Genomic DNA, 26,619 nt, shown 5'->3' on the forward strand with positions numbered 1-26,619 from the left:
GCAGACTGTAATCCGCACTGGCACAGCCAACCGCACGCAGTCTCGGAGTGCCCCATGAGCGAATCCTCTGGTCCCAACGGCCTGACCTATGCCGATGCCGGTGTCGATATCGACGCCGGAAACGAACTGGTGAACCGCATCAAGCCGCTGGTCAAGGCAACTTCCCGCCCCGGGGCCGACAGCGATATCGGCGGTTTCGGTGGTCTTTTTGACCTCAAGGGCGCTGGGTTTCAGGATCCGATCCTTGTTGCCGCCAATGACGGCGTCGGTACCAAGTTGAAGATTGCGATTGAAACCGGCCAGCACCGCACTGTCGGCATCGACCTTGTTGCGATGTGTGTCAACGATCTGGTGGTCCAGGGCGCTGAACCGCTGTTCTTCCTCGACTATTTCGCGACCGGCGCGCTGGATGTGACCACTGCAACGGATGTGGTTGCCGGCATTGCAGACGGCTGCAAGATAGCAGGAGCCGCGCTGATCGGCGGCGAGACAGCTGAAATGCCGGGCATGTATGTGGAAGGCGACTACGATCTGGCAGGCTTCTCCGTCGGCGCTGTTGAACGCGGCGGGATCCTGCCGCGCCCGGACGTTGCCGCTGGCGACGTACTGCTTGCTCTGGCCTCCTCCGGCGTTCATTCCAACGGCTATTCCATGGTGCGCAAGATCATCGAACTGTCCGGCATGAACTGGTCGGATGCGGCACCGTTTGCAGCTGGTAAGACACTGGGCGAAGCCTTGATGGAACCGACCAGGATTTACGTCAAACCGCTGCTGGCCGCACTGAAGGAAATTTCCGGCATCAAGGCCCTTGCCCACATCACCGGTGGCGGCCTTCCGGAAAACCTGCCGCGCGTTCTGCCGAAGAATTGCTCCGCTCGCATCGACCTTGGCCAGATCAGCGTTCCGCCGGTGTTCGGCTGGCTCGCGAAATCGGGCGGCGTTGCCGAGAAGGAGATGCTGCGCACGTTCAACTGCGGCACCGGGATGGTGATTGTCGTGTCTGCGGACCAGGCCGATGCGGTTGCCGACGTCCTGCGCAATGCCGGTGAAACGGTCAGCAAGATCGGCGTAATCGAAGCTGAAGGCGCTGCACCGGTGCTGTTTGACGGCAGCCTGGACCTTGGCGCATGAGCCGCAAGAAGACTGCCATCCTGATCTCAGGACGCGGCTCCAACATGGGCGCGCTGATTTCCGCGGCAATGTCTCCCGACTATCCCGCCGAAATCACGCTTGTCCTGTCCAACCGGCCTGACGCCAAGGGACTGGAACGGGCCGCTGAGCTGGGCATTGCAACGGCAGTTGTAGACCACAAGGACCATGCAGGTGATCGGGAAGCGTTCGAAAAATCGGTAGATGCCGTTTTGAAGGACCACAAGATCGACCTGGTCGCCCTTGCCGGTTTCATGCGTATCCTGACGCCCTACCTGGTCAATGCCTGGGCGGGCAGGATGATCAACATCCATCCGGCTCTCCTGCCCTCTTTCAAAGGCCTTGCCACACATGAGCGGGCCTTGCAGGAAGGTGTCAAGTTGCATGGTGCCACCGTGCATTATGTGTCTGCTGAAATGGACGATGGTCCGATCATCATGCAGGGAGCCGTACCGGTTCTGGACAATGACACTCCTGACACGTTGGCTGCCCGTGTGCTGGACGTTGAACACCAGATCTACCCCAAGGCGCTTTCCATGGTCGCCAGCGGCAAGGCCAAGGTATCGGGAGCACGGGTAACCGGCAGCGGCGACAGCAACGAGACGGAAACGCTCATCTGGCCGTAGGCCGGAGGGCTTCCCCGCTTGCAGCAGAACGATCGCAGATTTTTCAGACCGATCCTGACGCGCCTAACGGATCTGTTCCCTCTGGCTAACCTTTCCGGACCTGCTGCTGGAACGACAGGACAATGAATTCCGCCGGCCGCAAGAGCGAAACCTTCACCACGACGTTCATGCAACCGGCCTGAACATCGGCGCCCGTCATCGTCGTCCCAAGGTCGACCTCGACACCGTAGGCATCTTCTGGCGAAGCGCCCGCGAGAGCCCCTTGTTTCCATAGCCCGTTCAGGAAATTTTCGATCACCGATTTCACCATAAGCCAGGTCGGAGCGGTGTTTGGCGCAAAGACAAAAGGATCCAGCGCCGCCTTGATCGATTGTTCCAGCATGATCGCGGTTCGGCGGATATTCACATAGCGCCATTCCGAGCTGTTACCGTCCAGCGTGCATGCTCCCCAAACCACATTACCTCGCTCGGGAAACGACCGGATCGCGTTCACGGCGTTTCCGTCCAACGGAGTGTTCAGGTCTTCCTGCTCAGCATCGGAAATAGATACGCAAGGCGATACGACTGAATTAAGGCTGAGATTTGCAGGCGCTTTCCAGACACCTTCCTGGGCGTCTGTCGCTGGATATGCACCTGCCAACGCGCCTGACGGAGGCATGACACTTACTGCTTTTACAGCTTGCGAGAGAAGCTCGTTGTAGCGCTTTGAAAGACCCCGCATGATCTTGTGAGTAGTGCATTTCTCCTCTTCGGAGATGTCGTCGCCCTCCAGTGATTTCACCGCCTTATCGAAAGCGGCTTTCCGGGACTCATTGGCCTGAATGGCAGTCTCCTGGCCAACATGTTCGAAAAAGGCCTTGCGCGTACCAGCCGAAACATTTTCAAAGGTTATCGACCCCGCACCGAAGTGAGACGTATTCAACCAGGGATAATAGGCAGCAGCAAAGCTCATGTCTTCCGCTGCGAGCAAGGTGCGCAGGCCGCTTTTTCCCGAGATCACGTCATTCTCGTCTAAAGTTCGCTCCCTGTTCCCATCGAACACGTCCACAATGGCGAAACGGTTTTGCAAGTCGGTACAATGGGCGAGGCATCTATTGCTGACGGTCTTGTAATCTTCTGACGACAACAACACCGCGTCGGGTATCACGATAACCGACGGCTCCTGCAGCTTGGCGAGCTCTCGCCAGACAGGTTCACCGAAATCCTCCACGGACTTGATGAGAACGGGCTCTCCCGCGCCGTAACATCCAACCGACAAGATCCAGCAACCATGTCCTCCATTTTCGAAGAAAAGCCCCATAGCCGCATGCAAATTGAAGCGGCTTGCTTCCTCCAGGTCCAGAGCCGGCTTGCCATCCTGCAGGCTGAAGTCGAAACGAAACATGGGCCCAACGCCGAAACGGGCCTCGAATTCCGACATCGAGGAGATCCGCACCGGAATGCCGGTCACATCCTTGCCATCCACAATTGCTGTTTCCGTGTAGCCGACAAAGACCGCAACGCTCGTCGGGACCTGCACGACGGTGTTTGGGAAGGAGTTCAGCTCGGTGACATAAACACCCGGGGCCTCATACTTCTTCATTGCTCTCTTCCTCGTAGCGCGTCATCCGGTAGAAGCTTGATAAGCCTGACAGGTTCAAGCTCCCACAGTCGTGCCGGCGAGCAAAGGACTTTCTGCCTCAAGTTGCAGATACTCCATGAAGCACCCTTCGCTTCAATCTGAAGCTCAAGGATCGCAAATGCGAAGCCGATAGTATCTTGACTGATTGTGGGCGCTTAACCTGTCGGATAACGTGCCTGCATGTTTTTGAGTTTCATGTCCGCGCTTGGTGGCGTCGGGTTGTTTCTGATCGGTATGCTGCTACTGACCGACGGGCTGAAAGCCCTGGCGGCACAGCGCATGCGCGACGTGTTGTCCAGGTTCACCTCAACGCCTTTGTCGGGCGCCGTGACGGGTGCTCTCACCACCGCAGTCATCCAGTCATCCAGTGCAACCACAGTTGCCGCTGTCGGCTTTGTCGCTTCCGGCCTCCTCACCTTTCCCCAGGCGCTCGGCGTCATCTTCGGTGCCAACGTCGGCACGACCCTGACAGGGTGGCTGGTTGCGGTTCTCGGCTTCAAGCTGGATCTTGGCCAGATCGCCCTGCCCTTCGTGTTTTTTGGCGCGATTGCGCGGCTGGCCTTCCGTGGCCGGATCGCACTCGCAGGCCAGGCGCTCGCGGGCTTTTGCCTGATCTTTATCGGCATCGAACACATGAAAGACGGTCTGGACGCCTTCAGTGGCGTGGTAACCCCGACCGACTTTCCGCCGGACACACTCTTCGGCCGGCTGCAGCTGGTGTTGATCGGCATGCTGATCACCGTCGTGACACAGTCCTCCAGCGCAGGCGTTGCAACGGCGCTGGCTGCGCTCGGTGCCGGTGCGATCAACTTTCCACAAGCAGCGGCGCTGGTAATCGGCATGGACGTCGGAACCACATTCACGGCAGCTTTGGCGACCATCGGCGGTGGCACCATGGCCCGACGTACGGGCTATGCGCATGTGATCTACAACGTCATGACCGGTGTCATGGCGTTTTTCCTTCTAGGGCCGTTTCAGCTTGTGGCCGGGGCGTTGACCGGAAACGGCGACAGCCAAATTGCGCTTGTCGCTTTTCACAGTTTCTTCAATGCGCTCGGCGTCGTTTTGGTGCTTCCACTTGCGCGGCCATTCGCCCGGCTGATCGAACATCTCGTTCCCGAAAAAGGCTCCGATCTGACCAGCCGTCTGGATCCGCTCGTGTTGCGGGACCCGCACGCAGCCGCGTCCCTGGCGGGGCAGACCGTCGCACATCTGGAAACCTTGATCATCGAACGCCTGCGCAATCGGTTGGGCGCAAAGTCATCTGCTTATGAAGAACTGGATCGGGAGGACCTGGCCAAGGCCATCGCAGAAGCACGGACATATCTGGACAAGATCATCGTTCCGCCGAACGACATGGCCTTTCAGGAGGAACTGAAAGGGCTGTTTCACATTCTCGACCATTTGAGCCGCCTTCTCTACCGTTGCGACCAGCGGCAGAGGATCGACGAGCTGTCCTTGGATCACCGGCTCAAGCGCCTGGCGGGCCTGCTTATCGGCGTCACGGACATTTCCACCAGGCAGAAGGACGCCAAGACACAGGAGAAGACGCTGGACCGGTTGCGGCTGCTGATGCGCCGACAACGCCGCCTCAATCGTGACCGGCTGATTGCAATGGCCGCTGCCGATGCAGTCCCGGCGGAAACAGTCTGGCTGAAACTGGATGCCTTGCGCTGGCTGCACAGGGTTTCCTATCACCTGTGGCGGATCCGGTTGCACCAGAATGTGCTTCTGGATGCGAACCGGGATCTCGCCTCGACCGTCGAAGAAGCCCGCATAGACGTCGACCAGGATTAATCGGCGTTGGCCCTCGGCCGATCACGCGCCGTCAGGCAGCGGACCGATCGATGATGACGTGATTTTCGCCGCGCGAACAGGCCTCCACGCGCGCCTCCACACGGTAGATGTCACGCAGCATCGCTGACGTGATGACATCTTCGGACGGGCCGGCGGCAACGAGACGCCCTTCGGCAATCACCATGGTGTTCCGGCAGAACCGCAGGGCATGATTGAGATCGTGCAAGGCAATCAGAACCAGGGTGCCCTGGCGGCGTGCCAGATCGCGCATAAAGTTCAGAACCTCGACCTGCCGGTAGAGATCCAGCGCGGAGGTCGGTTCGTCCATCATCAAAACTTCCGGACGGCGTACCAGTGCCTGCGCAATCGAAACCAGCTGACGCTGACCGCCGGAGAGTTCGCCAAGGTTCCGGAACGCCAGGCTATCGATCTGAAGCGCCTTAAGGATCTGGTCGATTTCGACGAGTTCAGAGTCCTTTACACGCCAGCCCTCACCCTGTTTGGCAGCCAGCAGAACGGATTCATAAACCGTCAGGACGGCATTGGCGTGGGTATCCTGGGGCATGTAGCGGATAGCATCCCGGGGCGCTGCCCGGTTGCCGGCCAGCACGACATCGCCGGGGCCTTTCAATAGACCGGAGATGCGCTTGAACAAGGTCGATTTGCCTGCTGCGTTGGGACCGATCACCGCCGTCAGTTCACCGCCGGAGAAGACCGGCGTCGTGACCCCTTCGACCGCGAGATTGGAGCCATAGCGTGCGCCAACCCCTTTCAGCTGCAACGTTACCATGACTGCCTCCGGTCGGCGAAAATGAGCGCGAAGAAGAATGGAACCCCGACAAGCGCGGTGATGACGCCGATGGGCAGGATCGCCCCCGGAAGAATGATCTTGGAAACGACCGATGTTGCCGACAGCATCAAGGAACCGCACAAGATGGCCGCAGGCAGGAAGAAACGCTGGTCTTCTCCGACCAGCATCCGGGCAATGTGCGGTCCGACAAGCCCGACAAAACCGATCGTCCCGACAAAGGACACGGGGATTGCCGCCAGCAGGCTGACGCCGAGCAGCGTTTTTAGCCGAAGCGACCTGATGTTGACGCCGAAACTCGCCGCCTTGACGTCGCCGAGCCGAAGGGCTGTCAGAGCCCAGGAATGCCGCGCGAAGAACGGAACGCAGACAACAAGAATGATGAAGGTCGCCAGAACCTTGCCCCATGTCGCCTTGGTCAGCGACCCCATGGTCCAGAAAACGACCGCAGCCAGAGCCTGTTCGGAAGCAAGATATTCCAGCAGCGACAACAGAGCGTTGAACGTGAACACCAATGCGATCCCCAGAAGAACGATGGTCTGAACAGTCACGCCCCGTACAGTGGACAGCAGATAGATGAACAGCGAAGCCGCCATGGCCATCAGGAAAGCATTGATCGGGACCATGTATTGCACTGCGGCCGGAAAAATCGCGACGCCGGCGACAAGACCCAGGGCCGCGCCAAAGCTGGCAGCAGCGGAGATGCCTAGCGTGAAGGGGCTGGCCAGCGGGTTGGCAAGGATCGTCTGCATCTGCGCACCCGCAAGGGACAGGCAGGCCCCAACGGTGATCGCCATCAGCGCGATCGGCATGCGAATGTCCCAAAGGACGACGCGTGTCTGCAGATCGGCGCCGGACGGATTAACCAGGGCGGAAAGCACTTCCGACAGCGGATAGCGGGCCGGTCCGAGGGCCAGATCCAAAGAAAAGCTGAACGCCAGAGCGACGATCAGCCCGCAAATAACCAGAATGCGCCTGAACGCAAGGGCGCGGTAAAGACCGCGCCCCTCCTCAGCCGGAATGATTTCCGAAACCGCCATCTTATTTACTCGAGTTCAGCGAAACGAAGTAGCCTGGCCGGTAGTCGATCGGCAGGAAGCGGTCGTGCAATTCCTGGAAAGTCGCTTCCGGGTCAAGGTCAGCAAAGAGCTCCGGATGCAGCCATTTGGCGATCTGCTGAACAGCGACGAACTGGTAAGGGCTGTTGTAGAACTGGTGCCAGATGGCATGGACATTGTTTTCCCGGACCGCCTTGACGCCTGTAAAGCCCGGACGTTCCATCAGGCCCGCCAGCTTGTCGGCAGATACTTCCGGATCCGCGCCGGCGCCGACACCAACCCAATTCCCGCCGGGAACATACAGCTCCCAGTTTGCACCGGTCACAATGATCTGGTCCGGATCGGACGCGATGATCTGCTCCGGGTTGACGGTGCCGAAGGTGCCGGGAATGATCTCGGCAGCCATGTTGATGCCACCGGCCATTTCAACCATCTTGCCGAAATTCTCGTTGCCGAACGACATGCAGCAATCATCGGAATAGCCGCCTGCACGCTCCACGAACACAACGGGTTTCGCGAGATCTGACTGTGCCGCCAACTTGTCGGTCACCTTGGCGATCTCGGCTGCCCGGAATTCGATGAATTCCTCGGCCTTGTCTTCCTTGCCGTAGAGCTTGCCGATCAGGCGCATGGACGGCTCGGTGTTTTCCATCGGCTTTTCGCGGAAGTCGACATAGACAACCGGGATGCCGACCTTGCCGAGTTTCTCGATGTAGCCGCCTTCTTCGGTGGCAACCTTGGCGTCGAGGTTCAGGATGATCACGTCCGGCTGGAGTGCAACGGCCTGCTCAACATCGAAAGTGCCGTTCTTCATGCCGCCGAAAGTCGGCAGATCGGCCATTTCCGGGTACTTCTCGAGATACTGATGGTATCCGTCGTTGTCCGCCTTCTCGAAATCGTCTCGCCAGCCGACGACACGTTTGAAGGGGTCTTCACCATCCAGCGCGGCGGTGAAATAGATCTGGCGCCCCTCGCCCAGGATGACCTTTTCCACCGGCACTTCGACCTCGACCTCACGGCCGGTAATATCCGTGACCGTTACCACGTCGCCGGCAAGTGCCATTGCCGGAAGAAAAGTAGCCGTTACCAGCAAAGATGCTGCCAAGCTTTTGATTTTGCTCACATCCGCCTCGATTTTTTATTGAGGTTATAAGTTGAGTTTTAAATTCTTGTTTTTCGTATTTTTCCTGAGTATATGAGTCAAGAATTATCTTTTGGAATGGTTCCAAGCAACCGGAGCAATACGCCTGATGAGCGACGCAGACACACTCTCGAATTTCGATCTGCGTGAAGAAATCAAGGAATACTGGGGCAAGCGGGCCGAGACCTTCGACACCCAGCCGGGCCACGAGATTTTTTCCGACGAAGAGCACACCGCCTGGATAAGGCTGTTCGAAAAGCATCTGGGCCCGGGCGGCTCTAGGCGCGTTCTTGACCTTGCTTCCGGAACCGGCGTTATCTCGCACCTGCTCGACGACCTAGGCTTTGAGGTGACCGGCATGGACTGGGCGGAACCCATGCTTGCCAAGGCCCGAGAAAAGGCAATGAAACGCGGGCGCACGATCCGCTTTCTGCTTGGCGATGCCGAACGCACGATGGAAGCGTCCGAAAGCTACGATGCCATAACCTGCCGGCACCTTGTCTGGACCCTGGTCGACCCTGCGGCCGCCTTTGCGGAATGGCACCGGGTGCTGAAACCGGGAGGACAGCTGCTCGTCGTCGACGGAGACTTTGTCAATCCTGGCTGGTTCGCAAAGTTGCTTGCAACGTTTTCAAAAACTCGTGCTCGCTTTGGATTGCTCGTGCAACCGGACGCAAAACCGGCAGACATGATGGAAACACATCGCAGCATCCTGTCCCGCGTTCATTTCTCGAGGGGAGCAAGGGCAGAAGCAGTCGTGGAACTATTGCGACAGGCCGACTTCACTCAAATCGTTGTCGATACGGACCTGAAAGCCGTTCACCGGGCACAACGGCGTCACCTGCCTTTCTTCAAGGGTCTGGAAAGGGCAACGCAGCACCGCTACGCAATCTGTGCCAGGAAATGAACCACCCGACCTGGGTTGCCGATTTGAATACCAAACCAACTATTCTTGACATGGCGAAAGAATTATTACCTTCAGTACAGCAGAAGAAATAAAATCAACTCAAAAAATTTAAGCCAAACTATTTAAACTTACAATTGCAAGAATAAATTGAACCTTTATTCTTCACCCTACGTTAAGCCGGTATCGATAAGAGTGCATGACAACACAACTATCGAGTATTGCCGATGCACGCCGGCCACGCTGTTTACTGCCTTCCTTTTAACAGCCTTCCGGCTTTGCGCAGGACGCTGAAAACTCGTGCCGCAGCTGTTCTGCTGGCTCTGCTGCTTATTCCCCTGTCTGCAGGACTGACAAAAGCTTATGCAGCCGAATGGGTGATCACACGGATTTCCGGAACGGTTTATCTGGTCGCACCAGGCATTCAGGCGCACCGGGCCAGCAAGGGGATGGCACTTCACAAGGGCCATACCATTGCGACGCGAAAAGGCGCACGCGCTGTGCTTCAGCGAGGCAACGACAGCATCACGGTCGGCCCGAATACGGAATTTGCACTATCGCAATATCGCAGCAACGACAGCCAGACCACGCTGCTTCAACGCAAGGGAACGATCGATGTCGATGTCGAGACCCGCGGCAGACCGTTTTTCAGGGTTGAAACGCCTTATCTTGCAGCCGTCGTCAAGGGAACCCGCTTTTCGGTAACCGTAACCGGCAACGAAAGTCAGGTTTCGGTTCAGCGCGGCGTCGTTGGTGTTCAGGATCTCGCATCCGGGCAGCAAAGCGACCTGCGTGCAGGCCAAAGCGTCCAAAGCGCACCGGGGAAGTTCAACGGTCTCAAATCCGTCGGCAAGACCCGCGCCGCCATCCAGCAAGGTACACCTGGCAAGCCCAGCTTCGGCGATACCCCGGCAAGCCTGTCACCTGCGGGCTCAAAAGCTCAGAACATCACCACCGGCGGGCGTGACAATGCCGCTAGCGGTAGCGGTAACGCAAATGCCTCCTCCGGCAACTCGGGTGATCGCGGGCCGAGTGGTAACGCCAATGGGAACTCAAGCGGAAACTCTGGCGGAAACTCAGGCGCAAATTCTGGCGGAAATTCTGATGCAAATTCCAGCGGAAGCTCTGGCGGTAATGCCGGTTCCGGTTCTGGTAACGCCGGTTCCGCAGGCGCTTCAAACAGCGGCGGGGCAAGCGCCGGCGCGTCAGCTGGCGGGACCAGCGCAGGCGCATCCGCCGGCAACGGTGGAGCAAACGCAAATGCCGGTGGCGCCGGAGCTTCTGCCGGACGCTAACCTTCTCTCGCTCTTTCCCAGTTCCACTCTTCAGCCGTTGCCGAGCGCTTCTCCCAGAGAGCGGCCGAGAGCTGACTTCTCTCGCAAATCCAGACCGGAATGCAGATCGACGATGTGGCTCTTCTGGATCTTCTCGGCTGCTGCGCCGTCGCGCTTTTCAAAGGCATTCATCAGGGCATGATGAGAGTGGCTTTCACAGGCAGTGTCTGAGCGCTTCCAGTAAAGAGCGATGATCAGCGAAGAGCGCGAGATCAGTGATCGGATCATGCCGGCGAACACCCGATGGTCGGCGATATCCGCAATCTCCGTATGAAAGCTTCCGGACAGGAACAGCGCCTTGCCCATGTCACCGGCATGAAGAGCTGCATGTTCCGCATCCAGATGTGCGTGCAACTGCGCGAGCTGCCTGTCGGTGATGACATCGGCTGCCAGCCTGGCCACGGCAGGCTCAATCAGCGCACGGGCCTGAAACACCTCGTGGGCCTCGCGGATCGACGGCTTTGCGACGAAGGCACCACGGTTCTTTTCCATGGCGACCAGCCCGGAATGGGCGAGTGCCTGCAACGCAGCGCGCACGACGGTACGGCTGACGCCATAAATTTCGCCCACCTCATCCTCAGACAGTTTCAGCCCCGGTGTCAGTTTGTGTTGCAGAATGGCAGTCTGAAGCTTCAGGCAGATTTCAAGGGCCCGGCCCTGAGGTAGGGCGAAGACTTCATGCAGCTTGCTGCGTTGATCAAGATCGGCTGTGGTCACAGGTTTGGTCATTTTTCTTGAAGTGCCCAATGGGGGTTGAGCGGTGCCTTGATCCTACTCCCCGCCACCCGAAGCGGCAATCTAGGATCGTATACAATTTTTGTTCATATCGTATTTAATTTGCCAAAATATTGTGCACTTTTACCGGTGAGAATTTGCTCATCGCTCCGCTTTCTCATCAGGATCTCCGGAATTCCGCCAGTTTTACGCTTTGGCACGGCACTTGCTGTCTCAGGAGCCGAAAACGGTTTTCTGAAGGAGACGTCCGGCCATGGCGAAGTCCCTGGACCTTGAACTGGCAGCCACCACCAAGATCTATGGCGAGACCATTGCGGTCGACGCGATCAATCACAAATTCGCCGCCGGCACCTATTCTTGCCTGCTCGGGCCATCGGGATGCGGCAAGTCTTCAACCCTGCGAATGATCGCCGGCCATGAGAGCGTCTCCACCGGCGACATCGTTTTGGGCGGCACCAACATCACCGATCTTCCACCTGCCCGGCGCGGCACGGCGATGATGTTCCAGAACTATGCGCTGTTTCCGCATCTGTCCGTGGTCGATAACGTCGCCTTTTCCCAGAAGATGAAGGGTGTCGAAAAACCGGTCAGGCTCAAGAAGGCCCGTCAGTTGTTGGAACTGGTGGATATGGCGGCGTATGCTGAACGGTTGCCTTCGCAGCTCTCCGGCGGTCAGCAGCAACGTGTTGCCCTGGCCCGTGCCCTGATCACCGAACCTTCCGTGCTTCTGCTTGACGAACCGCTGTCGGCACTCGATCCGTTCCTGCGTATCAAGATGCGGCTCGAGTTGAAGAAGCTGCAGCGCGAGCTCGGCATTTCCTTCATCCACGTCACGCACAGCCAGGACGAAGCCCTCGCGCTGGCAGACGACATCATCGTCATGAACGGCGGCAAGATCGAGCAGGCAGGCAGCCCGCGCGACGTGTTCAACACGCCAACAACCGAGTTCGTCGCCCGCTTCATCGGCGGCCACAACGTGCTGCAGCAGAAAGGCGCTGCGGTCGCGCTGAGGGCAGACAGGTTGAGGGTGAAAAAAGCGGCCGGAGAGGACGGCGCCGTTCTGACGGCCTTCGTCAAGGACGTCGAATACCTCGGCTCCACCGTCAATCTCGCGCTTGATGCGGGGGGCGCCGGCGATCTGACGGCCGCACTCACCGACGAAGCCTTTTTCCAGGACCCGATCGAAATCGGCGCAACCGTCTTCCTGACATGGAAGCCGGAAGACGCACACCAACTGGCTGCCTGAAGGCTGCCGATCGCAGGCCTTCTCCCGAGGCCGAACAAACTCCAGAGGGGAACAGGAGTAAGAACATGACAGATACAGTGGGAAAAACTGAACAGATGACCAAGAAAGGCGTCAGCCGCCGCAGCATCCTGAAAGGCGGCGCTGCTGCTGCCGGTGCGGCCCTGGGTTCGGGAGCCATCACCGGCTTCCCGACCATCTGGGCACAGAACATCAAGGACGTGACCCTGCGCCAGTTCGGCACCGGCGTGTCCAACCTCAACGAAGTAGCGCAGAAGGTGAAGGAAGATCTCGGCTTCACCCTGGAAATGACCGCTCTGGACAGTGACGCCGTCACCCAGCGTGCGGCGACCCAGCCGGACAGCTTCGACATTGCGGACATCGAATACTGGATCTGCAAGAAGGTCTGGCCGACCGGCAACCTGCAGGCAATGGACACCTCCAAGATCAAGAACTACGACAAGATCGTCGGCATCTTCAAAAGCGGCAAACTGACGCCCGAATCCGTGATCGCACAGGGCACCGCTCCGCACACGGTCGGCTTTGTCGACGGTCCGGACGGCAAGGCGTTCGCCACCGAAGAAACCGGCTGGATGACACTCATCCCGACCATCTACAACGCCGACACACTCGGCATCCGTCCGGACCTGATCGGCCGCCCGATCGAAAGCTGGACCGAACTGCTGAACCCGGAATTCAAGGGCAAGGCATCGATCCTCGACATCTCTTCCATCGGCATCATGGATGCGGCCATGGTTTGCGAAGCCATGGGCGAAATCCAGTATGGCGACAAGGGCAACATGACCCGCGAAGAGATCGACAAGACCATGGCGATCTTCACCGAAGCCAAGAAAAACGGCCAGTTCCGCGCTTTCTGGAAGACCTTCGACGAAAGCGTCAACCTGATGGCGTCCGGCGAAGTCGTGATCCAGTCCATGTGGTCTCCGGCGATCACCGCCGTGAAGTCCCGCGGCATCGATTGCGTCTATCAGCCGCTGAAGGAAGGTTACCGGTCATGGGGCGGTGGCATCGGTCTTTCCAAGAGCCTGACCGGCCTCGAACTGGAAGCAGCCTACGAATACATCAACTGGTATCTCGACGGCTGGGTCGGCGGCTTCCTGATGCGCCAGGGCTACTACTCGGCCGTGCCGGAAACCTCCAAGAACCACATGGACGAGAACGAGTGGGGTTACTGGTTCGAAGGCAAGGAAGCCACCGGCGACATCACCAACCCGTTCGGTGACGTTCTGGCGAAAGCCGGCGAAACCCGCGACGGCGGCTCGTTCTACGAGCGCATGGGTGCCGTTGCCTGCTGGAACGCTGTCATGGACGAGAACCAGTACATGGTTCGCAAGTGGAACGAGTTCATCGCCGCCTGAGGCTGAGCCGACACACTGGTGCCCGGGAAACTTTTCCCGGGCACTTCAAGACACCCGGGGCGAGCATGACACCCGCCTTCTCTACTTACCGGACCCGACCTTCATGACGGATCAGACACAGTCCATTTCCAGCGTGGCCCCGGCTGCGAAAGCTCGTGCAAAGGCTCCCTTCAGCCTCAGCCGCCTGCCCGATGCCATGACCGGCTGGCTACTGTCGCTGCCTCTGGCGCTGGTGCTGTTCTTCTTCCTGGTTCTGCCGATTGCCATGATCGTCGTGGTGAGTTTCTGGGGGGCGACGGAATTCTCGATCTACCCGGCCTTCCAGTTCGACAACTACGAATTCCTGCTGACGTCTCCAGTGACCTACCAGGTGTTCTTCAACACGGTGAAATACGCGCTGATCACCTGGGCGATCACACTGGTGATCGGGTTTACCGTTGCCTATTTCCTCGCCTTTCACGTGCGCACGCTGACCTGGCAGATCGTTCTGTTTCTGTTGTGCACGATCCCGTTCTGGACATCCAACATCATCCGCATGATTTCCTGGATCCCGTTCCTGGGCCGCAACGGCATCGCCAATTCCACGTTGATCTCGATGGGCGTCATTGACGAGCCTCTGGATTGGCTGCTCTTTTCCGATTTTTCGGTGATCCTGGCCTTTGTCCACCTCTACACACTGTTCATGGTGGTCCCGATTTTCAACACAATGATGCGTATCGATCGCTCGCTGATCGAGGCAGCCTATGACAATGGCGCCACCGGCCTGCAGACACTCACCAACGTCATCATTCCGCTGACCAAACCCGGCATCATGATCGGTTCCATTTTTGTCGTCACGCTGGTGATGGGCGACTTCATTACCGTGCGCTTCATGTCCGGCAGCCAGAAGGCCAATGTCGGCAGGTTGATCTCCAACGACATCGCGCTTTTGCAATATCCCTCTGCCGCGGCAACAGCGGTCATCCTGCTGATCACGGTGCTTCTGGTGATCTCGATCTTGCTGCGCTTCGTCGACATCCGGAAGGAGCTCTGATCATGGAAAAACGTTCCCGCTCCTTCTATGCGCTTGCCGCGTTCTTTGGCCTTTTCCTGGTTTTCCTCTATGGCCCGACAGTCACCATCGCGATCCTGAGTTTTCAGGGACCGCAGGGCGGGCTGACCTTCCCGATGCGCGGCGTCTCGCTGCACTGGTTCCACGACCTGTTCGAACAACAGGCCGTCGGGGATATCTGGGGCAGTTTCTCGCGCTCGCTCGTGCTTGGCCTCATGGTCATGGTGACAACGGTCGTTGTCTCCGTCATGGGCGGCCTTGCCTTCCGCAAGCGGTTTCCCGGGTCCGGTGCGATCTTCTATCTGATCATCACCTCGCTGGTGATCCCGTCGATCCTGGTTTCGCTTGGCGTCGGCCTGATCTTCTCCCAGTCCGGCCTTGCCGTGCATTGGTCGACCTCGGGCTTTGGCGCGCAGCTGACGTGGACCTTGCCCTTCGGCCTGCTGATCATGTTCGCGGTTTTCAACCGTTTCGACAAATCCTACGAGGAGGCCGCGCGCGACCAGGGCGCAAGCGCCTGGCAGACTGTCCGTCATGTCGTGCTGCCGATAATCGCGCCGATGCTGATCGGGGTCGCCCTGTTCGGCTTCACCCTGTCCTATGACGAGTTTGCCCGCACGCTTCTGACGGCTGGCAGCTACAACACGCTGCCGCTGGAAATCTACGGCATGACAACAAACGTCACGACGCCGGTGATCTTTGCGCTCGGCACTCTGACAACCGCCTTCTCCTTCGGCATCATCGGCCTGTTCCTGGCCATTGTCGTCATCCTGAACAAACGCAGGTCACGGCACGGCTCGGATGCCGGAAAGGGCATGGTCTAGGGCCTTACATGCGCGACATACACATCCTCGTCATCAATCCGAATTCCACGGCTTCAATGACGCAGAAGATCGCGGCGGCTGCTCGCGCCGCAGCTGGTCCCTTCAGCCGGATTACGGCCATCAATCCACTGGAGGGACCGGCAGCCATTCAGGGACCAGCCGATGGCGAGGCCGCCCTGCCCGGTCTGTTCGATCTCTTCGAGCGCTCGCTGAAGACCGACCCAAGCATAAGCGCGGTCATCATCGCATGCTTCGACGACACCGGCCTTTGGGAACTGAAGGCGAAATCCCGCGTCCCGGTGGTTGGCATCGGCGAGGCGGCCTACCATGTTGCCTCCGTGGCGGCCGAACGGTTTTCGGTGGTTACCACCTTGTCCGTCTCCGTACCGGTGCTGGAAGAGAACCTGCAGCGCACCGGCCTTGCCGCCCGATGTGTCAGGGTGCGTGCATCGGACGTACCGGTTCTCGAACTGGAAAACCCCGAGAGCGATGCCCGGCACAAGATCGAGGCGGAAATCCAGGCCGCTCTGAGACTGGACGGCATTGGCGCAATCGCACTCGGTTGCGCGGGCATGGCGGATCTGGCCGCCGACCTGACGGCGCAATTCAAGGTACCCGTCATTGATGGTGTAGCGTCCGCTGTGCGCCTTGCAGAGGCGATCACCGCCTAGGCGCGCCCCCTCGCCTGCTAGTGGTCCAGAATGTCGTCCGCCTCCGTGCGGAAGCTTTCCACGGCGGAAAAGAATACGTCGAACAGCATACTGCGCTCGTCGCCAAGCGAGAAAACCACTTCCTCGTATTGGCGTTGCATGTCCGAGACCGGAACCCGGTGAACGACATCGGTTCGCCCGGTTCCGAACCGCCACATGAAACCGACCCCGAGGCCATTGACCACTGCTTCATAAACCGCGTCACGGGTGTCCAGCGTCAACAGCGGCGACGGCTCGAACCCGGCGGAACGAAAGGCCCTGTCGACCACCCGTTGGGTGGAGGATCCCCTTGTCCGGAAAATCAGGGGTTCGGCCATCAGCCGTTCGCAGGTCACGGCCGCCTCCCGGGACAGCGGGCTGTCGGGATGGACGATGGCAACGACATTCTGCCTTGCAAGCAAGGCGCGCCGGAAACGGCCATCCGCAGGCACATCCGGCAGCACACCGATGTCGACTTCGCGGGTCAGCACTGCCCGCGTGATCCGCTCATGCGAACCTGTTTCCACCGCAATTTCGATGCCCGGATGCCGCTTGAGAAACTGCGCGATCAACGCCATGCCCGGCATCGAATTTCCCAATCCGATTTTCAAACGACCGTTCAGCAAGGTGTTGTGGCGGGTCAAAAGCCGTGTTGCTGCGCGTTCGGCTTCCGCCATGCGTTCGGCGACGTCGCATAGCTCGTTGCACAGGGGGGTTGGCGACAACACACCGTTTTTCCGGTCGAACAGGCGTACGCCGAATTCCGCTTCAAGGTCTTTGACATGACGCGCGACGGCCGGCTGCGAAATCTTCAGCGCCCGTGCCGCTGCAGCATATGAACCTCCGGACGCGACCGCGTTCACGGCCCGAATGCGCGACAGGGAAAGTGTCATTCCAGGTTTTCTCCGATTAGCAAAGCCAAAGGTTTGATCACCTCAAACCATAGGTTCGCTCTGTTACGGCAGCGTCACAGAGTGACGACAATTTGATTGCGATTTCAGCGGGCCACGCCAACGGAGCACGGCCCTTCCTGACCAGAACAATCCGCCTGCCGTACCGGCGGATCCTCAATGCCGATCGGTGGTACCGAAAGGCAACCGGACAGATATGGACTTCGCAATGCGGGCTCGCAAAACAACAACAATTCAATGGCTTGGCGCCGCGGAGATTGACGGTTATGCCGCAATCCTGTGCGATCTGGACGGTTGCCTGATAGCCGCCGGACGAGCATTGCCGGGCGCGGAAGATTTTGTCCGGGCTGCCGGCAAAAGACTATCGATCGTTTCAAACAACTCGGCCGACACATGCGTCACGCTATCGGCAAAACTGAACGCAATCGGCCTGTCGTTGCCGCAGGAAAGCATCTTTCTTGCAGGTGAGCTGGCTGTTCGCACGATCGCAGCGGAACGTCCAGGCGCGCGCATCCACGTAATTGCCGAACAGCCGCTTCACGCTCTTGCAGCGGAACTCGGCCTTGAGCGCGCAAACGACCGGACAGACGTCGTCCTGCTTGCCCGCGATACAAAGTTCACCCTGACCGGACTGGAAAAGGCGTTGCGACTGCTGGAGCAAGGCGCAGAGCTGGTCGTGACCAATCCGGATCTTTCCCACCCGAATGCGGACGGTCGCCCGGTGCCGGAAACCGGCTCCCTGCTTGCAGCTTTCAAGGCGTGCTGTCCGGAGATCGCACCAAGGGTTATCGGCAAACCTCAGCCGTTCCTCATCGGCGCGGCACTTGAAGCTGCGGGCGTTCCGGCGAGCGAGGCTGTCTTTGTGGGCGACAACGCCGCGACCGACGGCGCGGCGGCAACCCTTGCCGGTCTTGATTTCATTCACCTCGTCGCAACGCCCTCGCCGATCGTGAACGGGGCTCCCGTGAAAGAGCCGATACCGTCCGCTCACCCATCGCCAGTGGAGGCGAGCGCATGCTGACCTACGTTCTGCGAACCCTTTTGCGGATGGCGATCACCCTGTTCCTCATCGTGACGCTCGTCTTCTTCGCGACCAGGCTTTCCGGAAATCCGGTCGATTTCGTTCTCGGCGAAGGCATCACCAAGGAAGACCGGGCTCTCCTGATCGCTTACTACGGTCTGGATTCCTCCATCGGCACCCAATACTGGCGCTATCTCAGCTCCGTGTTTTCCGGCGAGTTCGGACTGTCCTTCCTGGAAAGGCGGCCGGTTTCGGAAATCGTTCTCGAACGTGCCTGGCCATCCTTGAAACTGCTGCTCAGCGCGGTGTGCTTCACACTGATAGTTTCCATACCGCTTGGCATTCTGGCCGCCATCTATCGCACCAGCATCATCGGCAGCGTGGTGATGGTGATTGCCTTTCTCGGATATGCCGTGCCGTCCTTCATCATCGGCATCCTGCTGGTGCTGATCTTTGCCTACACGCTCAACTGGCTTCCCGTCATCGGCGATGGGACTGCGCTGCATTTCATCATGCCGACGCTTGCCATTTCCGGCACGCTGGTTGCGGCGATCACCCGCTTCACCCGCAACGCCATGCTGGACGTGCTCAGCCAGGATTACATGCGCACAGCCCGTGCCAAAGGCCTGCCGGAGTGGATCGTCATCCTGAAGCACGGACTGCGCAACGCTTCGATCACGCTGCTTTCCGTGGTCGGACTACAGATCGCCAGCCTCGCGGCGGCGGGTAGCGTTGTCGTGGAATCGATCTTCGCATGGCCCGGTATCGGCGATCTCCTCGTCCGGTCCGCCATCCTGCGTGACTACCCCGTCCTCCAGTTCGGTGTCCTGTCCGTCGCTGTCGCGGTCATCGTGATCAACGCAGTGGTCGACATCGCCTACGCCTTCGCGGATCCGCGCATCCGCCTTGCCAAGGGATAAGCGCATGACCGACGCAACGCACAACCTGTCTTCGCCGCGTAATACCGGCACAAGAACATACCAGCTGCCAATCTGGTCGGATGCGAACTGGATTGTCCGGATCGCGCTTCTCATCGGCCTGATCCTGATCGTGACGGCACTCGCCGCCCCCTGGGTAGCCCCCTTCGACCCGAATGCCCAAAGTCTCATTTCCCGGCTGCGTCCGCCAATCGGGTTCGAACGCTACAAGGACGGCTTCTATTTCGGCACCGACGAACTCGGCCGGGACATCTTCTCCCGCTGCATCTACGGCCTGCGGCTGACCTTCGCACTCGCCCTTGCGGGAGCCGTCATAGGTCTTCTGATCGGCGGTACATTGGGTCTGATGGCCGGCATCATCGGCGGTGTTTTCGAAGAGGTCATCATGGGCCTGGTCGACGCGCAGATCGCCATACCCTTCACCCTGATCGCCCTTCTCATTCTGGCAGTCATGGGCTCATCCCTGGACGTGATGATCCTCGTGCTCGGTGTCTACGGCTGGGAGCAATACACGCGGATCGTGCGCGGTGAAGTAAAGAAGCTGATCCAGATGCCCTTTGTCGAAGCGGCACGTGCAGCAGGTGCTACGCCGCTCCGGATTGCGGTGAGGCACATCCTGCCCAATGTCGTCTCGCCGATCGTCGTCCAGTTCACACTGAACTTTTCCAACATCGTCATCCTGGAATCGACCCTGTCTTTCCTCGGTCTCGGCGTTCAACCGCCAACCGCAACGCTCGGATCGATGGTCGGCATCGGCCGCGACTATCTGCCGACGGCCCCCTGGATCGTTCTCGCCCCTGCGATTGTGATCCTGCTCCTCACATTCGCAGTCCAGATCCTTGGCGACTGGCTGCGCGACAAGGCGGATGTCCGTCTCAGGTCCCGCTGACCCAACCCAACCACAGAAGCCGGAACGGCCAACGCTCCACCCTAGCAGCCTTGGAGGCTCGATATGACCAAACTACTGGCAACCACCGCTCTTGCTTCGCTCATGGCGACAAGTGCCTTCGCAACAGAACTCACCGTTGGTGCAGCCAACGTGTCCAGTTACCTAGATCCGGGTCGCGATCACTCGAATGTCGGCTCACAGTTCTACTACAACGCCTTCGATACGCTGATCGCAAAGAACCACGACACCACCGATACTGAATGGCAGCCGGGCCTTGCGACAGAGTGGAAACTTGTCGAACCGACGATCATGGAACTGAAACTGCGCGAAGGCGTGAAGTTCCACAATGGTGCCGACATGACCGCCGACGACGTCGTGTTCTCGCTGAACCGGATGTATCAGGCCGACTTCCCACCCTATCAGGTGCGTGCCCGGGACCGTCTTGAAAACTTCGAGAAGGCCGAGAAGGTCGATGATTTCACCGTGCGCATCCATGCAAAGCGCCCGGAGCCTCTTTGGGAAACACTGCTGAACCTGCAGCAGGTCATGATCATTCCGGAAGCTTACACCAAGAGCCTTGCAGGCGACCCGGACAAGCTTGAGCATGACGACTTTGAAGCCTTTTCTCTGAAGCCAGTCGGCACCGGACCATACAAGGTTGCCGAATTCGTACCGGGCGAAACAGTGGTCTGGGAACGTTTTGACGACTTCTGGGGCGAAAAGGCACCGCTCGACAAGGTCACTGTCCGGCATATGCCGGAGACTGCTTCACGCATCACGGCCCTGAAAACAGGTGAAGCCGACATCGTCACCAACATCGCACCTGACCAGCTTCAGCTGATCGAGAACGATCCGGACATGAAGGCCGCCGGCAGCGCCACTGCCCTCTTCCACGTCATGATCATGAATGTGAACCATCCGAAACTGAAGGATGCCCGCATCCGTCAGGCCCTGTCGCTCGCCATCGACCGTGACACGCTGAACGAAGCCCTGTGGGGTGGCAAGGCCGTGGTTCCGTCCACGCACACGCTTGCGGAATTCGGCGAACTGTACCAGCCGGAGCTGACCACCTTCGAATACAATCCGGAGAAAGCCAGGGAACTGCTCAAGGAAGCAGGCTATGACGGCTTCGAAATCACCTACGACACCGCGCCGGGCTACTACACCAACGGCCTTCTGGCGGCCCAGGCCATCATGGAGATGTGGGCGGAAGTCGGTATCAAGGGCAAGGTCAACGTCCAGGACAAATGGAGCGGCAACTCCCCTGACATGATGACCCGCAACTGGTCCAACCCGATGTATTTCGCCGACCCGTTCGGCAGCTTCGGCGTCATGTGGGCTCCGAATGGTCCGTCTGAATCCGAAGGCCGTTTCAACACGGACGAAGACTACGCCAAGAGCTGGGAGCAGTTCCGCTTTAACGGTGATGTCGAGTTGCGTCGCGCGGCCTATGCGGAGCTGATGGAGCGCATCAAGCAGGATCCGCCGGTGCTGCCGCTGTATCGCCCCTATGAAAGCTGGGCGATGAAGACCAACGTCAACTGGGCTCCCAAGCCGGGTCACATTCCCTACGTGCTCGACTTCCGCGCCGGCTCCATTTCGTTCAACTAAGCAAAAAAGCGCCGCCGGTACACCGGCGGCGCTCTCCCTACCCTTTGATCAATTCAGGAAATTCAACGTGTCCGTACGCATTGCTGTTGTCGCCGACATCCACCACGGCAAACCTTCCGCGACCAAGCGCGGTGACACTGCCCTCGACCTGATGGCCGAGTTTGCCCGTTTCGTTAACGATGCCGCCCCCGATTTCGTCGTCGATCTGGGCGATCGGATTTCCGATATGGACCGCGACACGGACCTTCAGCTGGAACGCGAAGTCGCAGAGGCCTTCAAGGCCGTCAATGCTCCGGTCCACCACATCAACGGCAATCACGACCGCGATCACCTGGATGTTTCGGACAACGAGGAAATCCTCGGTCAGTCCCTCGCCAACGCGACCTTTGATGCAGGTGACTGGAGAATTGCGCTTTGGCGCGCAGACAGCAAGATCCATCGGACGCCGGAGCATTCAGGATTCATTCTGCATGAGGCCGATCTCTTGTGGCTGTCACGCGTTGCACAGAACACGGACAAGCCTCTTCTGGTGCTCAGCCACGTTCCCGTTTCCGGTCATGGCCAGATCGGTAACTACTACTTCGAACGCAATCCGTCAGCTTCGACCTACCCGATGGCAGAACGTGCCCGCGCGGCACTGGCGCAGTCCCGGCAGCCGGTGGTCTGTCTGTCCGGCCACGTTCACTGGAACACAATCACCACGGTGGACGGCATTACCCATCTGACACAGCAGTCGCTCACCGAAAGCTTCACCACCAAGGGCCAACCTGCCGGTGCCTTCGGTTTGCTTGAGCTTGGCGAAACCGTCTCCTGGCAGGTGCAGGGCCTCGACCCGATCGCCCATTCGTTCAAGCCTCATGCCGACCGCTGGACACCGCCGCTACCGGACTTCAACCAGCATCCGGAATTTGCCGCAAGACGCCGCGGAGATCTCAAATGACCCAGCCGGTACTGGACGTTCAGGACCTCAGGATTTCTTTCGGTGCTCATGAAGCCGTGAAGGGAATTTCCTTTGCAATTCATGCGCGCGAGACACTTGCGCTGGTCGGAGAGTCCGGTTCCGGCAAATCGGCCACGGCACTTTCCATCCTGCGGCTGATCGAACGAGAAGGTGGAACGATTGGCGGGGGCAATATCCGCCTGAACGATGGTGATGGCTCCCATGACTTGCGAAGCCTGACGGATGCGCAACTGACCGCGCTTCGCGGCAATGCCATTTCCATGGTCTTTCAGGAGCCGATGACCTCTCTCAACCCGGTTCTGAAAATCGGCGACCAGGTTGGCGAGGTCTTCATCCGCCACCGGAAGTTCGACAGGCGCAAGGCGATGCAGGCTGCGGAAGAAGCCCTCGATCAGGTGCACATTCCGGATCCGGCGCGGCGGCTGCAGCAATATCCGCACGAACTTTCCGGCGGCCTGCGTCAACGGGTGATGATTGCAATGGCGCTCGCCTGCAGGCCCAAACTGCTGATCTGCGATGAACCGACAACGGCTCTGGATGTCACCACCCAGGCGGAGATCCTGACACTGATCCGGAACCTTCAGGCCGAAATCGGCATGGGCGTTCTGTTCATCACCCACGACATGGGCGTCGTTGCCGAGATTGCCGACCGGGTCGTCGTGCTTCGCAACGGTGAAAAGATGGAAGAAGCCAGCGTTAACGATCTTTTCGAACGACCGAAGGCTGCCTACACAAAGGCGCTGATGGCGGCAACGCCGAAACCGGGTTCCGGAACCAGCACGCAGCAGGCCGGGACCGAGACAGTGCTGGATGTTGAGCAACTGTCGACACGATTTGCCGGGAAATCCGGCCTGTTTTCAAGGAAATCCGGCGGCGTTCTGGCCGTGAACCGCGTTTCGCTGAAGGTTGCGCGTGGCGAGACGCTTGGTCTGGTTGGCGAATCCGGTTGCGGCAAGTCGACCCTGGCGCGGTCCATTCTGCACCTGATCGAACCTGAAAGCGGATCTGTCCGGCTTGACGGCAATGTTCTGAACAGCTCCTCCCGGCAGGCGCTCCGCGAGACGCGGAAAGACATGCAGATGGTGTTTCAGGACCCCTATGCGAGCCTCAATCCGCGGCTTCCGGTACATGAGCTGATCACGGAGCCGGCGCGGATCCATGGCCTTGTCTCGCGCAAGGACCAGAAGGAACTCGCAGCGGAACTGGTTGAAAGGGTTGGACTGGAGCGCGATGCCATCAATCGCTTCGTGCACCAGTTCTCCGGCGGACAACGTCAGCGTCTGTGCATTGCGCGTGCCTTGTCGGTGGAACCGAAACTCATCATTGCGGACGAAGCGGTTTCCGCGCTGGATGTTTCCATTGCCCGGCAGATCACTGATCTGATGCTGGAACTGCAACGCACGGAAGGTCTGTCGTTCCTGTTCATCTCACACGACATCGGCGTGGTGGAGCGGGTCAGTCACCGCATTGCCGTGATGTACAAGGGCGAGATTGTCGAAACCGGTCCAACCGAACAGATTCTGAAAAAACCGCAGCACCCGTACACACGCCGCCTGTTGTCTGCCGTTCCAAACCCGATGCCGAAGCAACGCCGCAAGTCTGCGGAGGCCTTCACGGCATTTCCGCAGGAAAGCACGACACTGGCAGCCCTAGCGTAATCAACATCAGGCCAATTTGTTCCGGTGCAATCTGTTTCAGGAATATGGGGTCTCTTTACTGGCCCCTCACCCGGCAACACGCTATATCCTTGCCCCGGACGGACACAGACCTGGAGCTGCCATGAGCGGATTGCTTGCCCTACTCGATGACGTTGCCGCAATCGCCAAGATTGCCGCGGCCTCCGCGGATGACGTGATCGGCCAGGCGGCCAAGGCGGGTGCGAAAGCGGCCGGAGCCGTAATCGACGACGCAGCCGTCACTCCGAAATATGTCGCCGGATTTTCCCCTGCACGCGAAATTCCGATCGTCTGGCGGATCGCGAAGGGATCAATCAAGAACAAGCTGATCTTCCTGCTTCCTGCCGGCCTCGTACTCAATGAGTTTCTGCCAGGTATCATTACACCGTTGCTGATGCTGGGTGGCGCCTACCTGTGTTTTGAGGGGGCGGAAAAGATCTATCACATCTTCAAGCCCCATCATCATGACGCCGACGAGCCGGAAGGCTTCGTTGCCGACCCGTTGCATCTGGAAGAACAGAAGGTTTCCGGCGCCATCAAAACCGACTTCATCCTGTCGGCGGAAATCATGACGATCGCCCTCGCCGAGATTCCTGAAAGCACCATCTGGATGGAAGCCGCCACGCTTGCAGTGGTCGCAATCGGCATCACCGTTCTCGTTTATGGCTGCGTTGCCTTGCTGGTAAAGGCGGACGACTTTGGCCTGATGCTGACGCGCAGAGGCCGCCTGTCGCTGACCCGCGCCATCGGCCACGGCATTGTGAAAGCCATGCCCGGCTTCATGAAACTGCTGATGACAGTTGGTACCGCCGCCATGCTTTGGGTCGGTGGCTCCATCGTGCTGCATGGTATGGACGTTCTGGGCTTCGGGCAGATCTACGGCATCATCCACGACATTGCCCACAACGTGGCTCATTCGGTACAGGTCGCTCAAGGCTTCCTCACATGGGTGGTAACGGCAAGCCTGGACGGTTTGTTCGGCCTCGCACTCGGCATGCTGCTGATCCCGGTCACCAGCAAGGTGATCCTGCCGGTCTGGCGGCTCGTCAGAGGCAAGTCAGCCGCGAAGAGCCACTGACCTTCCAGCGGTCGGCTCGGAAAAAACAAAGGCAATCGACAGGAGACAGTCGATTGCCTTTTTCGTGAGAGAGCAAAGCGCAGGATTTTCTGTACGCCGAAGAGACCGGGACATGTCAGCCCGACAGCCAGCTCCCAGTCGCTCAAGGTCAGTTCCTAAATCGTATTGAAGCCGGAAGCCGGACCATCTGGTTGAGCAAACTTGATGTAAGGCGCAACGGTAAGTGCCGTACCCACGAAGCCAGACTTCATGATGACATCGGCATAGGCCATGAAGGTGCGATCATAGGGCACCGACAGGTCCTTGTCGCAGTCAACGATCCGCCACGCCCTTAAACACCTGCAAGCGCGAGAAGTTCAAATTAGCGTTTAGATCGAAATAAAATTCTACCTTCGCGAATTCGAGCATTGCAATTGAACGGGCATGGTTGGCTCTGCAGATCAGGCTTCGGCGTTACCGGGCAACAGCATCCCGAGTTCTTCGCCCGACAGAAACATTGCAAAGAGATCTGCCGCTTTGCTCGCATCAAGAGGCATGGTCTCGATCCGTTTCGGCAGTTCAGCGCGCTGCGTGTCGTTCAAAACATATCCGCGCAGCTTCACAATGCCCGCAAGATAGTCCGGATCTATTTCCGGATGCGGCTGGCATGTCAGGATCCGGCCAGGCAGATGAAGCCCGGCAATCGGGCAACCTGAACTGCTTGCAACAACTTCAAGTCCCTTGGGCGCCATTGTGACCTGGTCCTGATGCCAGGCATTGAGCACCAGTTTTTCGTGACCGAAACCGCGATAGGTTTCCGGTCCGGCGGTAAATCCCCTGGGCGACCTCTCCACCTGGCCACCAAGGGCCTGAGCAATGATCTGGTGACCGAAGCAAACACCGATCAGAGGGCGCTCGCTCTGGTGAATAGCGCGGATAAGATCCTCAAGCTGCGGAATCCAGTCGTGGTCTTCGTAAGCTCCGTGGCGGGACCCGGTTATCAACCAGGAATCCGCTGCTTCCGGCCCATCGGGGAACTCGCCCGCCTCCACATCATAGGTCGTGAAGGAAAACCCGCGACCGGCCAGCAACTGCCGGAAGCATGCATCGTAGTCGCCCAATTCCTGTGCCAGTTCGTCGGGGGCATGCCCGGGCTGCAAGATGCCGATATGTCTGGAGTTCATCGATAGGTCTCG

The 26,619-nt window shown here is 58.9% G+C and carries 25 protein-coding genes; 17 read left to right on the plus strand and 8 right to left on the minus strand.

Going from position 1 to position 26,619, the window contains the following annotated elements; translation table 11 throughout:
* Window positions 1–54 precede the first annotated feature (54 nt).
* Window positions 55–1,131: a phosphoribosylformylglycinamidine cyclo-ligase gene (gene purM, locus ACP90_RS16970; protein ID WP_062489023.1), complete on the plus strand. Its 1,077-nt coding sequence runs from the start codon at window positions 55–57 to the stop codon at window positions 1,129–1,131.
* Window positions 1,128–1,775 carry a phosphoribosylglycinamide formyltransferase gene (purN, locus tag ACP90_RS16975; protein WP_062489024.1) on the plus strand — a complete coding sequence of 216 codons (648 nt, stop codon included), beginning with the start codon at window positions 1,128–1,130 and terminating at the stop codon, window positions 1,773–1,775. Before purM ends, purN begins: the two co-directional genes overlap by 4 nt.
* An 85-nt stretch (window positions 1,776–1,860) precedes the next feature.
* Here purN and ACP90_RS16980 read toward each other — a convergent pair whose 3' ends face one another.
* A complete protein-coding gene (locus ACP90_RS16980) occupies window positions 1,861–3,357 on the minus strand; it encodes a phage tail sheath C-terminal domain-containing protein (protein ID WP_062489025.1) in 1,497 nt (498 codons plus the stop codon).
* A 219-nt stretch (window positions 3,358–3,576) separates the two neighbouring features.
* Here ACP90_RS16980 and ACP90_RS16985 point away from each other — a divergent pair, with 219 nt between their 5' ends.
* Complete coding sequence (locus ACP90_RS16985) at window positions 3,577–5,193, plus strand: Na/Pi symporter (RefSeq protein WP_062489026.1); 1,617 nt, start codon at window positions 3,577–3,579, stop codon at window positions 5,191–5,193.
* A 31-nt stretch (window positions 5,194–5,224) separates the two neighbouring features.
* On the opposite strand, the gene ACP90_RS16990 is transcribed toward ACP90_RS16985, so the two are convergent.
* The 3 genes from ACP90_RS16990 to ACP90_RS17000 are packed head-to-tail and all read right to left on the minus strand — an operon-like array spanning window position 5,225 to window position 8,122.
* A complete protein-coding gene (locus tag ACP90_RS16990; RefSeq protein ID WP_023004015.1) occupies window positions 5,225–5,983 on the minus strand; it encodes an ABC transporter ATP-binding protein in 759 nt (252 codons plus the stop codon).
* Window positions 5,977–7,041 carry an iron ABC transporter permease gene (locus tag ACP90_RS16995; protein WP_062489027.1) on the minus strand — a complete coding sequence of 355 codons (1,065 nt, stop codon included), beginning with the start codon at window positions 7,039–7,041 and terminating at the stop codon, window positions 5,977–5,979. The genes ACP90_RS16990 and ACP90_RS16995 overlap by 7 nt, the downstream gene beginning before the upstream one ends.
* A 1-nt stretch (window position 7,042) precedes the next feature.
* Window positions 7,043–8,122, minus strand: coding sequence for an ABC transporter substrate-binding protein (locus ACP90_RS17000; protein WP_208993599.1), 1,080 nt, complete (start codon window positions 8,120–8,122; stop codon window positions 7,043–7,045).
* Between the two features lie 187 nt (window positions 8,123–8,309).
* On the opposite strand from ACP90_RS17000, the gene ACP90_RS17005 reads away from it, so the two are divergent.
* Both ACP90_RS17005 and ACP90_RS17010 read left to right on the plus strand, forming a co-directional pair.
* The gene (locus tag ACP90_RS17005) at window positions 8,310–9,107 is read left to right on the plus strand and encodes a methyltransferase domain-containing protein (RefSeq protein WP_062489029.1); all 798 of its coding nucleotides are present in this window, start codon (window positions 8,310–8,312) and stop codon (window positions 9,105–9,107) included.
* Window positions 9,108–9,382: 275 nt separating this feature from the next.
* Window positions 9,383–10,399 (plus strand): FecR family protein, encoded by a 1,017-nt coding sequence (locus ACP90_RS17010; protein ID WP_158514191.1) that lies wholly within the window; start codon window positions 9,383–9,385, stop codon window positions 10,397–10,399.
* Between the two features lie 30 nt (window positions 10,400–10,429).
* On the opposite strand, the gene ACP90_RS17015 is transcribed toward ACP90_RS17010, so the two are convergent.
* Window positions 10,430–11,167: a GntR family transcriptional regulator gene (locus ACP90_RS17015; RefSeq protein ID WP_055653688.1), complete on the minus strand. Its 738-nt coding sequence runs from the start codon at window positions 11,165–11,167 to the stop codon at window positions 10,430–10,432.
* A 259-nt stretch (window positions 11,168–11,426) separates the two neighbouring features.
* Here ACP90_RS17015 and ACP90_RS17020 point away from each other — a divergent pair, with 259 nt between their 5' ends.
* The 5 genes from ACP90_RS17020 (at window position 11,427) to ACP90_RS17040 (ending at window position 16,341) form a co-directional block, all read left to right on the plus strand.
* Window positions 11,427–12,419, plus strand: coding sequence for an ABC transporter ATP-binding protein (locus ACP90_RS17020; RefSeq protein ID WP_062489031.1), 993 nt, complete (start codon window positions 11,427–11,429; stop codon window positions 12,417–12,419).
* A 65-nt stretch (window positions 12,420–12,484) separates the two neighbouring features.
* On the plus strand, window positions 12,485–13,795 hold the full coding sequence (locus ACP90_RS17025) for an extracellular solute-binding protein (protein ID WP_023014488.1): 1,311 nt from the start codon (window positions 12,485–12,487) through the stop codon (window positions 13,793–13,795).
* A gap of 196 nt (window positions 13,796–13,991) precedes the next feature.
* Window positions 13,992–14,828 carry an ABC transporter permease gene (locus ACP90_RS17030; RefSeq protein WP_031270739.1) on the plus strand — a complete coding sequence of 279 codons (837 nt, stop codon included), beginning with the start codon at window positions 13,992–13,994 and terminating at the stop codon, window positions 14,826–14,828.
* Between the two features lie 2 nt (window positions 14,829–14,830).
* Window positions 14,831–15,670, plus strand: coding sequence for an ABC transporter permease (locus ACP90_RS17035; protein ID WP_055653687.1), 840 nt, complete (start codon window positions 14,831–14,833; stop codon window positions 15,668–15,670).
* A gap of 8 nt (window positions 15,671–15,678) precedes the next feature.
* Window positions 15,679–16,341, plus strand: a complete 663-nt coding sequence (locus ACP90_RS17040; RefSeq protein WP_023004005.1) for an aspartate/glutamate racemase family protein — start codon at window positions 15,679–15,681, stop codon at window positions 16,339–16,341.
* Between the two features lie 17 nt (window positions 16,342–16,358).
* Here ACP90_RS17040 and ACP90_RS17045 read toward each other — a convergent pair whose 3' ends face one another.
* Window positions 16,359–17,252, minus strand: a complete 894-nt coding sequence (locus tag ACP90_RS17045) for a LysR family transcriptional regulator (RefSeq protein WP_023004004.1) — start codon at window positions 17,250–17,252, stop codon at window positions 16,359–16,361.
* Window positions 17,253–17,478: 226 nt separating this feature from the next.
* Here ACP90_RS17045 and ACP90_RS17050 point away from each other — a divergent pair, with 226 nt between their 5' ends.
* From ACP90_RS17050 to ACP90_RS17080, 7 genes are all read left to right on the plus strand, one after another.
* Window positions 17,479–18,291: an HAD family hydrolase gene (locus ACP90_RS17050; RefSeq protein WP_077293087.1), complete on the plus strand. Its 813-nt coding sequence runs from the start codon at window positions 17,479–17,481 to the stop codon at window positions 18,289–18,291.
* Window positions 18,285–19,211 (plus strand): ABC transporter permease, encoded by a 927-nt coding sequence (locus tag ACP90_RS17055; RefSeq protein ID WP_023004002.1) that lies wholly within the window; start codon window positions 18,285–18,287, stop codon window positions 19,209–19,211. Before ACP90_RS17050 ends, ACP90_RS17055 begins: the two co-directional genes overlap by 7 nt.
* Before the next feature lie 4 nt (window positions 19,212–19,215).
* Window positions 19,216–20,118, plus strand: coding sequence for an ABC transporter permease (locus tag ACP90_RS17060; protein ID WP_062489032.1), 903 nt, complete (start codon window positions 19,216–19,218; stop codon window positions 20,116–20,118).
* Window positions 20,119–20,181: 63 nt separating this feature from the next.
* Window positions 20,182–21,729: an ABC transporter substrate-binding protein gene (locus ACP90_RS17065; RefSeq protein ID WP_062489033.1), complete on the plus strand. Its 1,548-nt coding sequence runs from the start codon at window positions 20,182–20,184 to the stop codon at window positions 21,727–21,729.
* Window positions 21,730–21,796: 67 nt separating this feature from the next.
* Entirely contained in the window at window positions 21,797–22,669 is an 873-nt protein-coding gene (locus ACP90_RS17070) for a metallophosphoesterase (RefSeq protein ID WP_062489034.1), read from the plus strand.
* Window positions 22,666–24,348: an ABC transporter ATP-binding protein gene (locus ACP90_RS17075; RefSeq protein WP_062489035.1), complete on the plus strand. Its 1,683-nt coding sequence runs from the start codon at window positions 22,666–22,668 to the stop codon at window positions 24,346–24,348. The genes ACP90_RS17070 and ACP90_RS17075 overlap by 4 nt, the downstream gene beginning before the upstream one ends.
* A 121-nt stretch (window positions 24,349–24,469) precedes the next feature.
* Window positions 24,470–25,444 carry a DUF808 domain-containing protein gene (locus tag ACP90_RS17080; protein WP_062489036.1) on the plus strand — a complete coding sequence of 325 codons (975 nt, stop codon included), beginning with the start codon at window positions 24,470–24,472 and terminating at the stop codon, window positions 25,442–25,444.
* A 155-nt stretch (window positions 25,445–25,599) separates the two neighbouring features.
* Here ACP90_RS17080 and ACP90_RS28030 read toward each other — a convergent pair whose 3' ends face one another.
* Both ACP90_RS28030 and ACP90_RS17085 read right to left on the minus strand, forming a co-directional pair.
* Window positions 25,600–25,764: a histidine decarboxylase, pyruvoyl type gene (locus ACP90_RS28030; protein ID WP_145915788.1), complete on the minus strand. Its 165-nt coding sequence runs from the start codon at window positions 25,762–25,764 to the stop codon at window positions 25,600–25,602.
* A 120-nt stretch (window positions 25,765–25,884) separates the two neighbouring features.
* Entirely contained in the window at window positions 25,885–26,607 is a 723-nt protein-coding gene (locus tag ACP90_RS17085; protein ID WP_062489037.1) for a type 1 glutamine amidotransferase, read from the minus strand.
* Window positions 26,608–26,619 lie beyond the last annotated feature (12 nt).

Source organism: Labrenzia sp. CP4, from assembly GCF_001579905.1.
Classification (GTDB): Bacteria; Pseudomonadota; Alphaproteobacteria; order Rhizobiales; family Stappiaceae; genus Roseibium; species Roseibium algicola.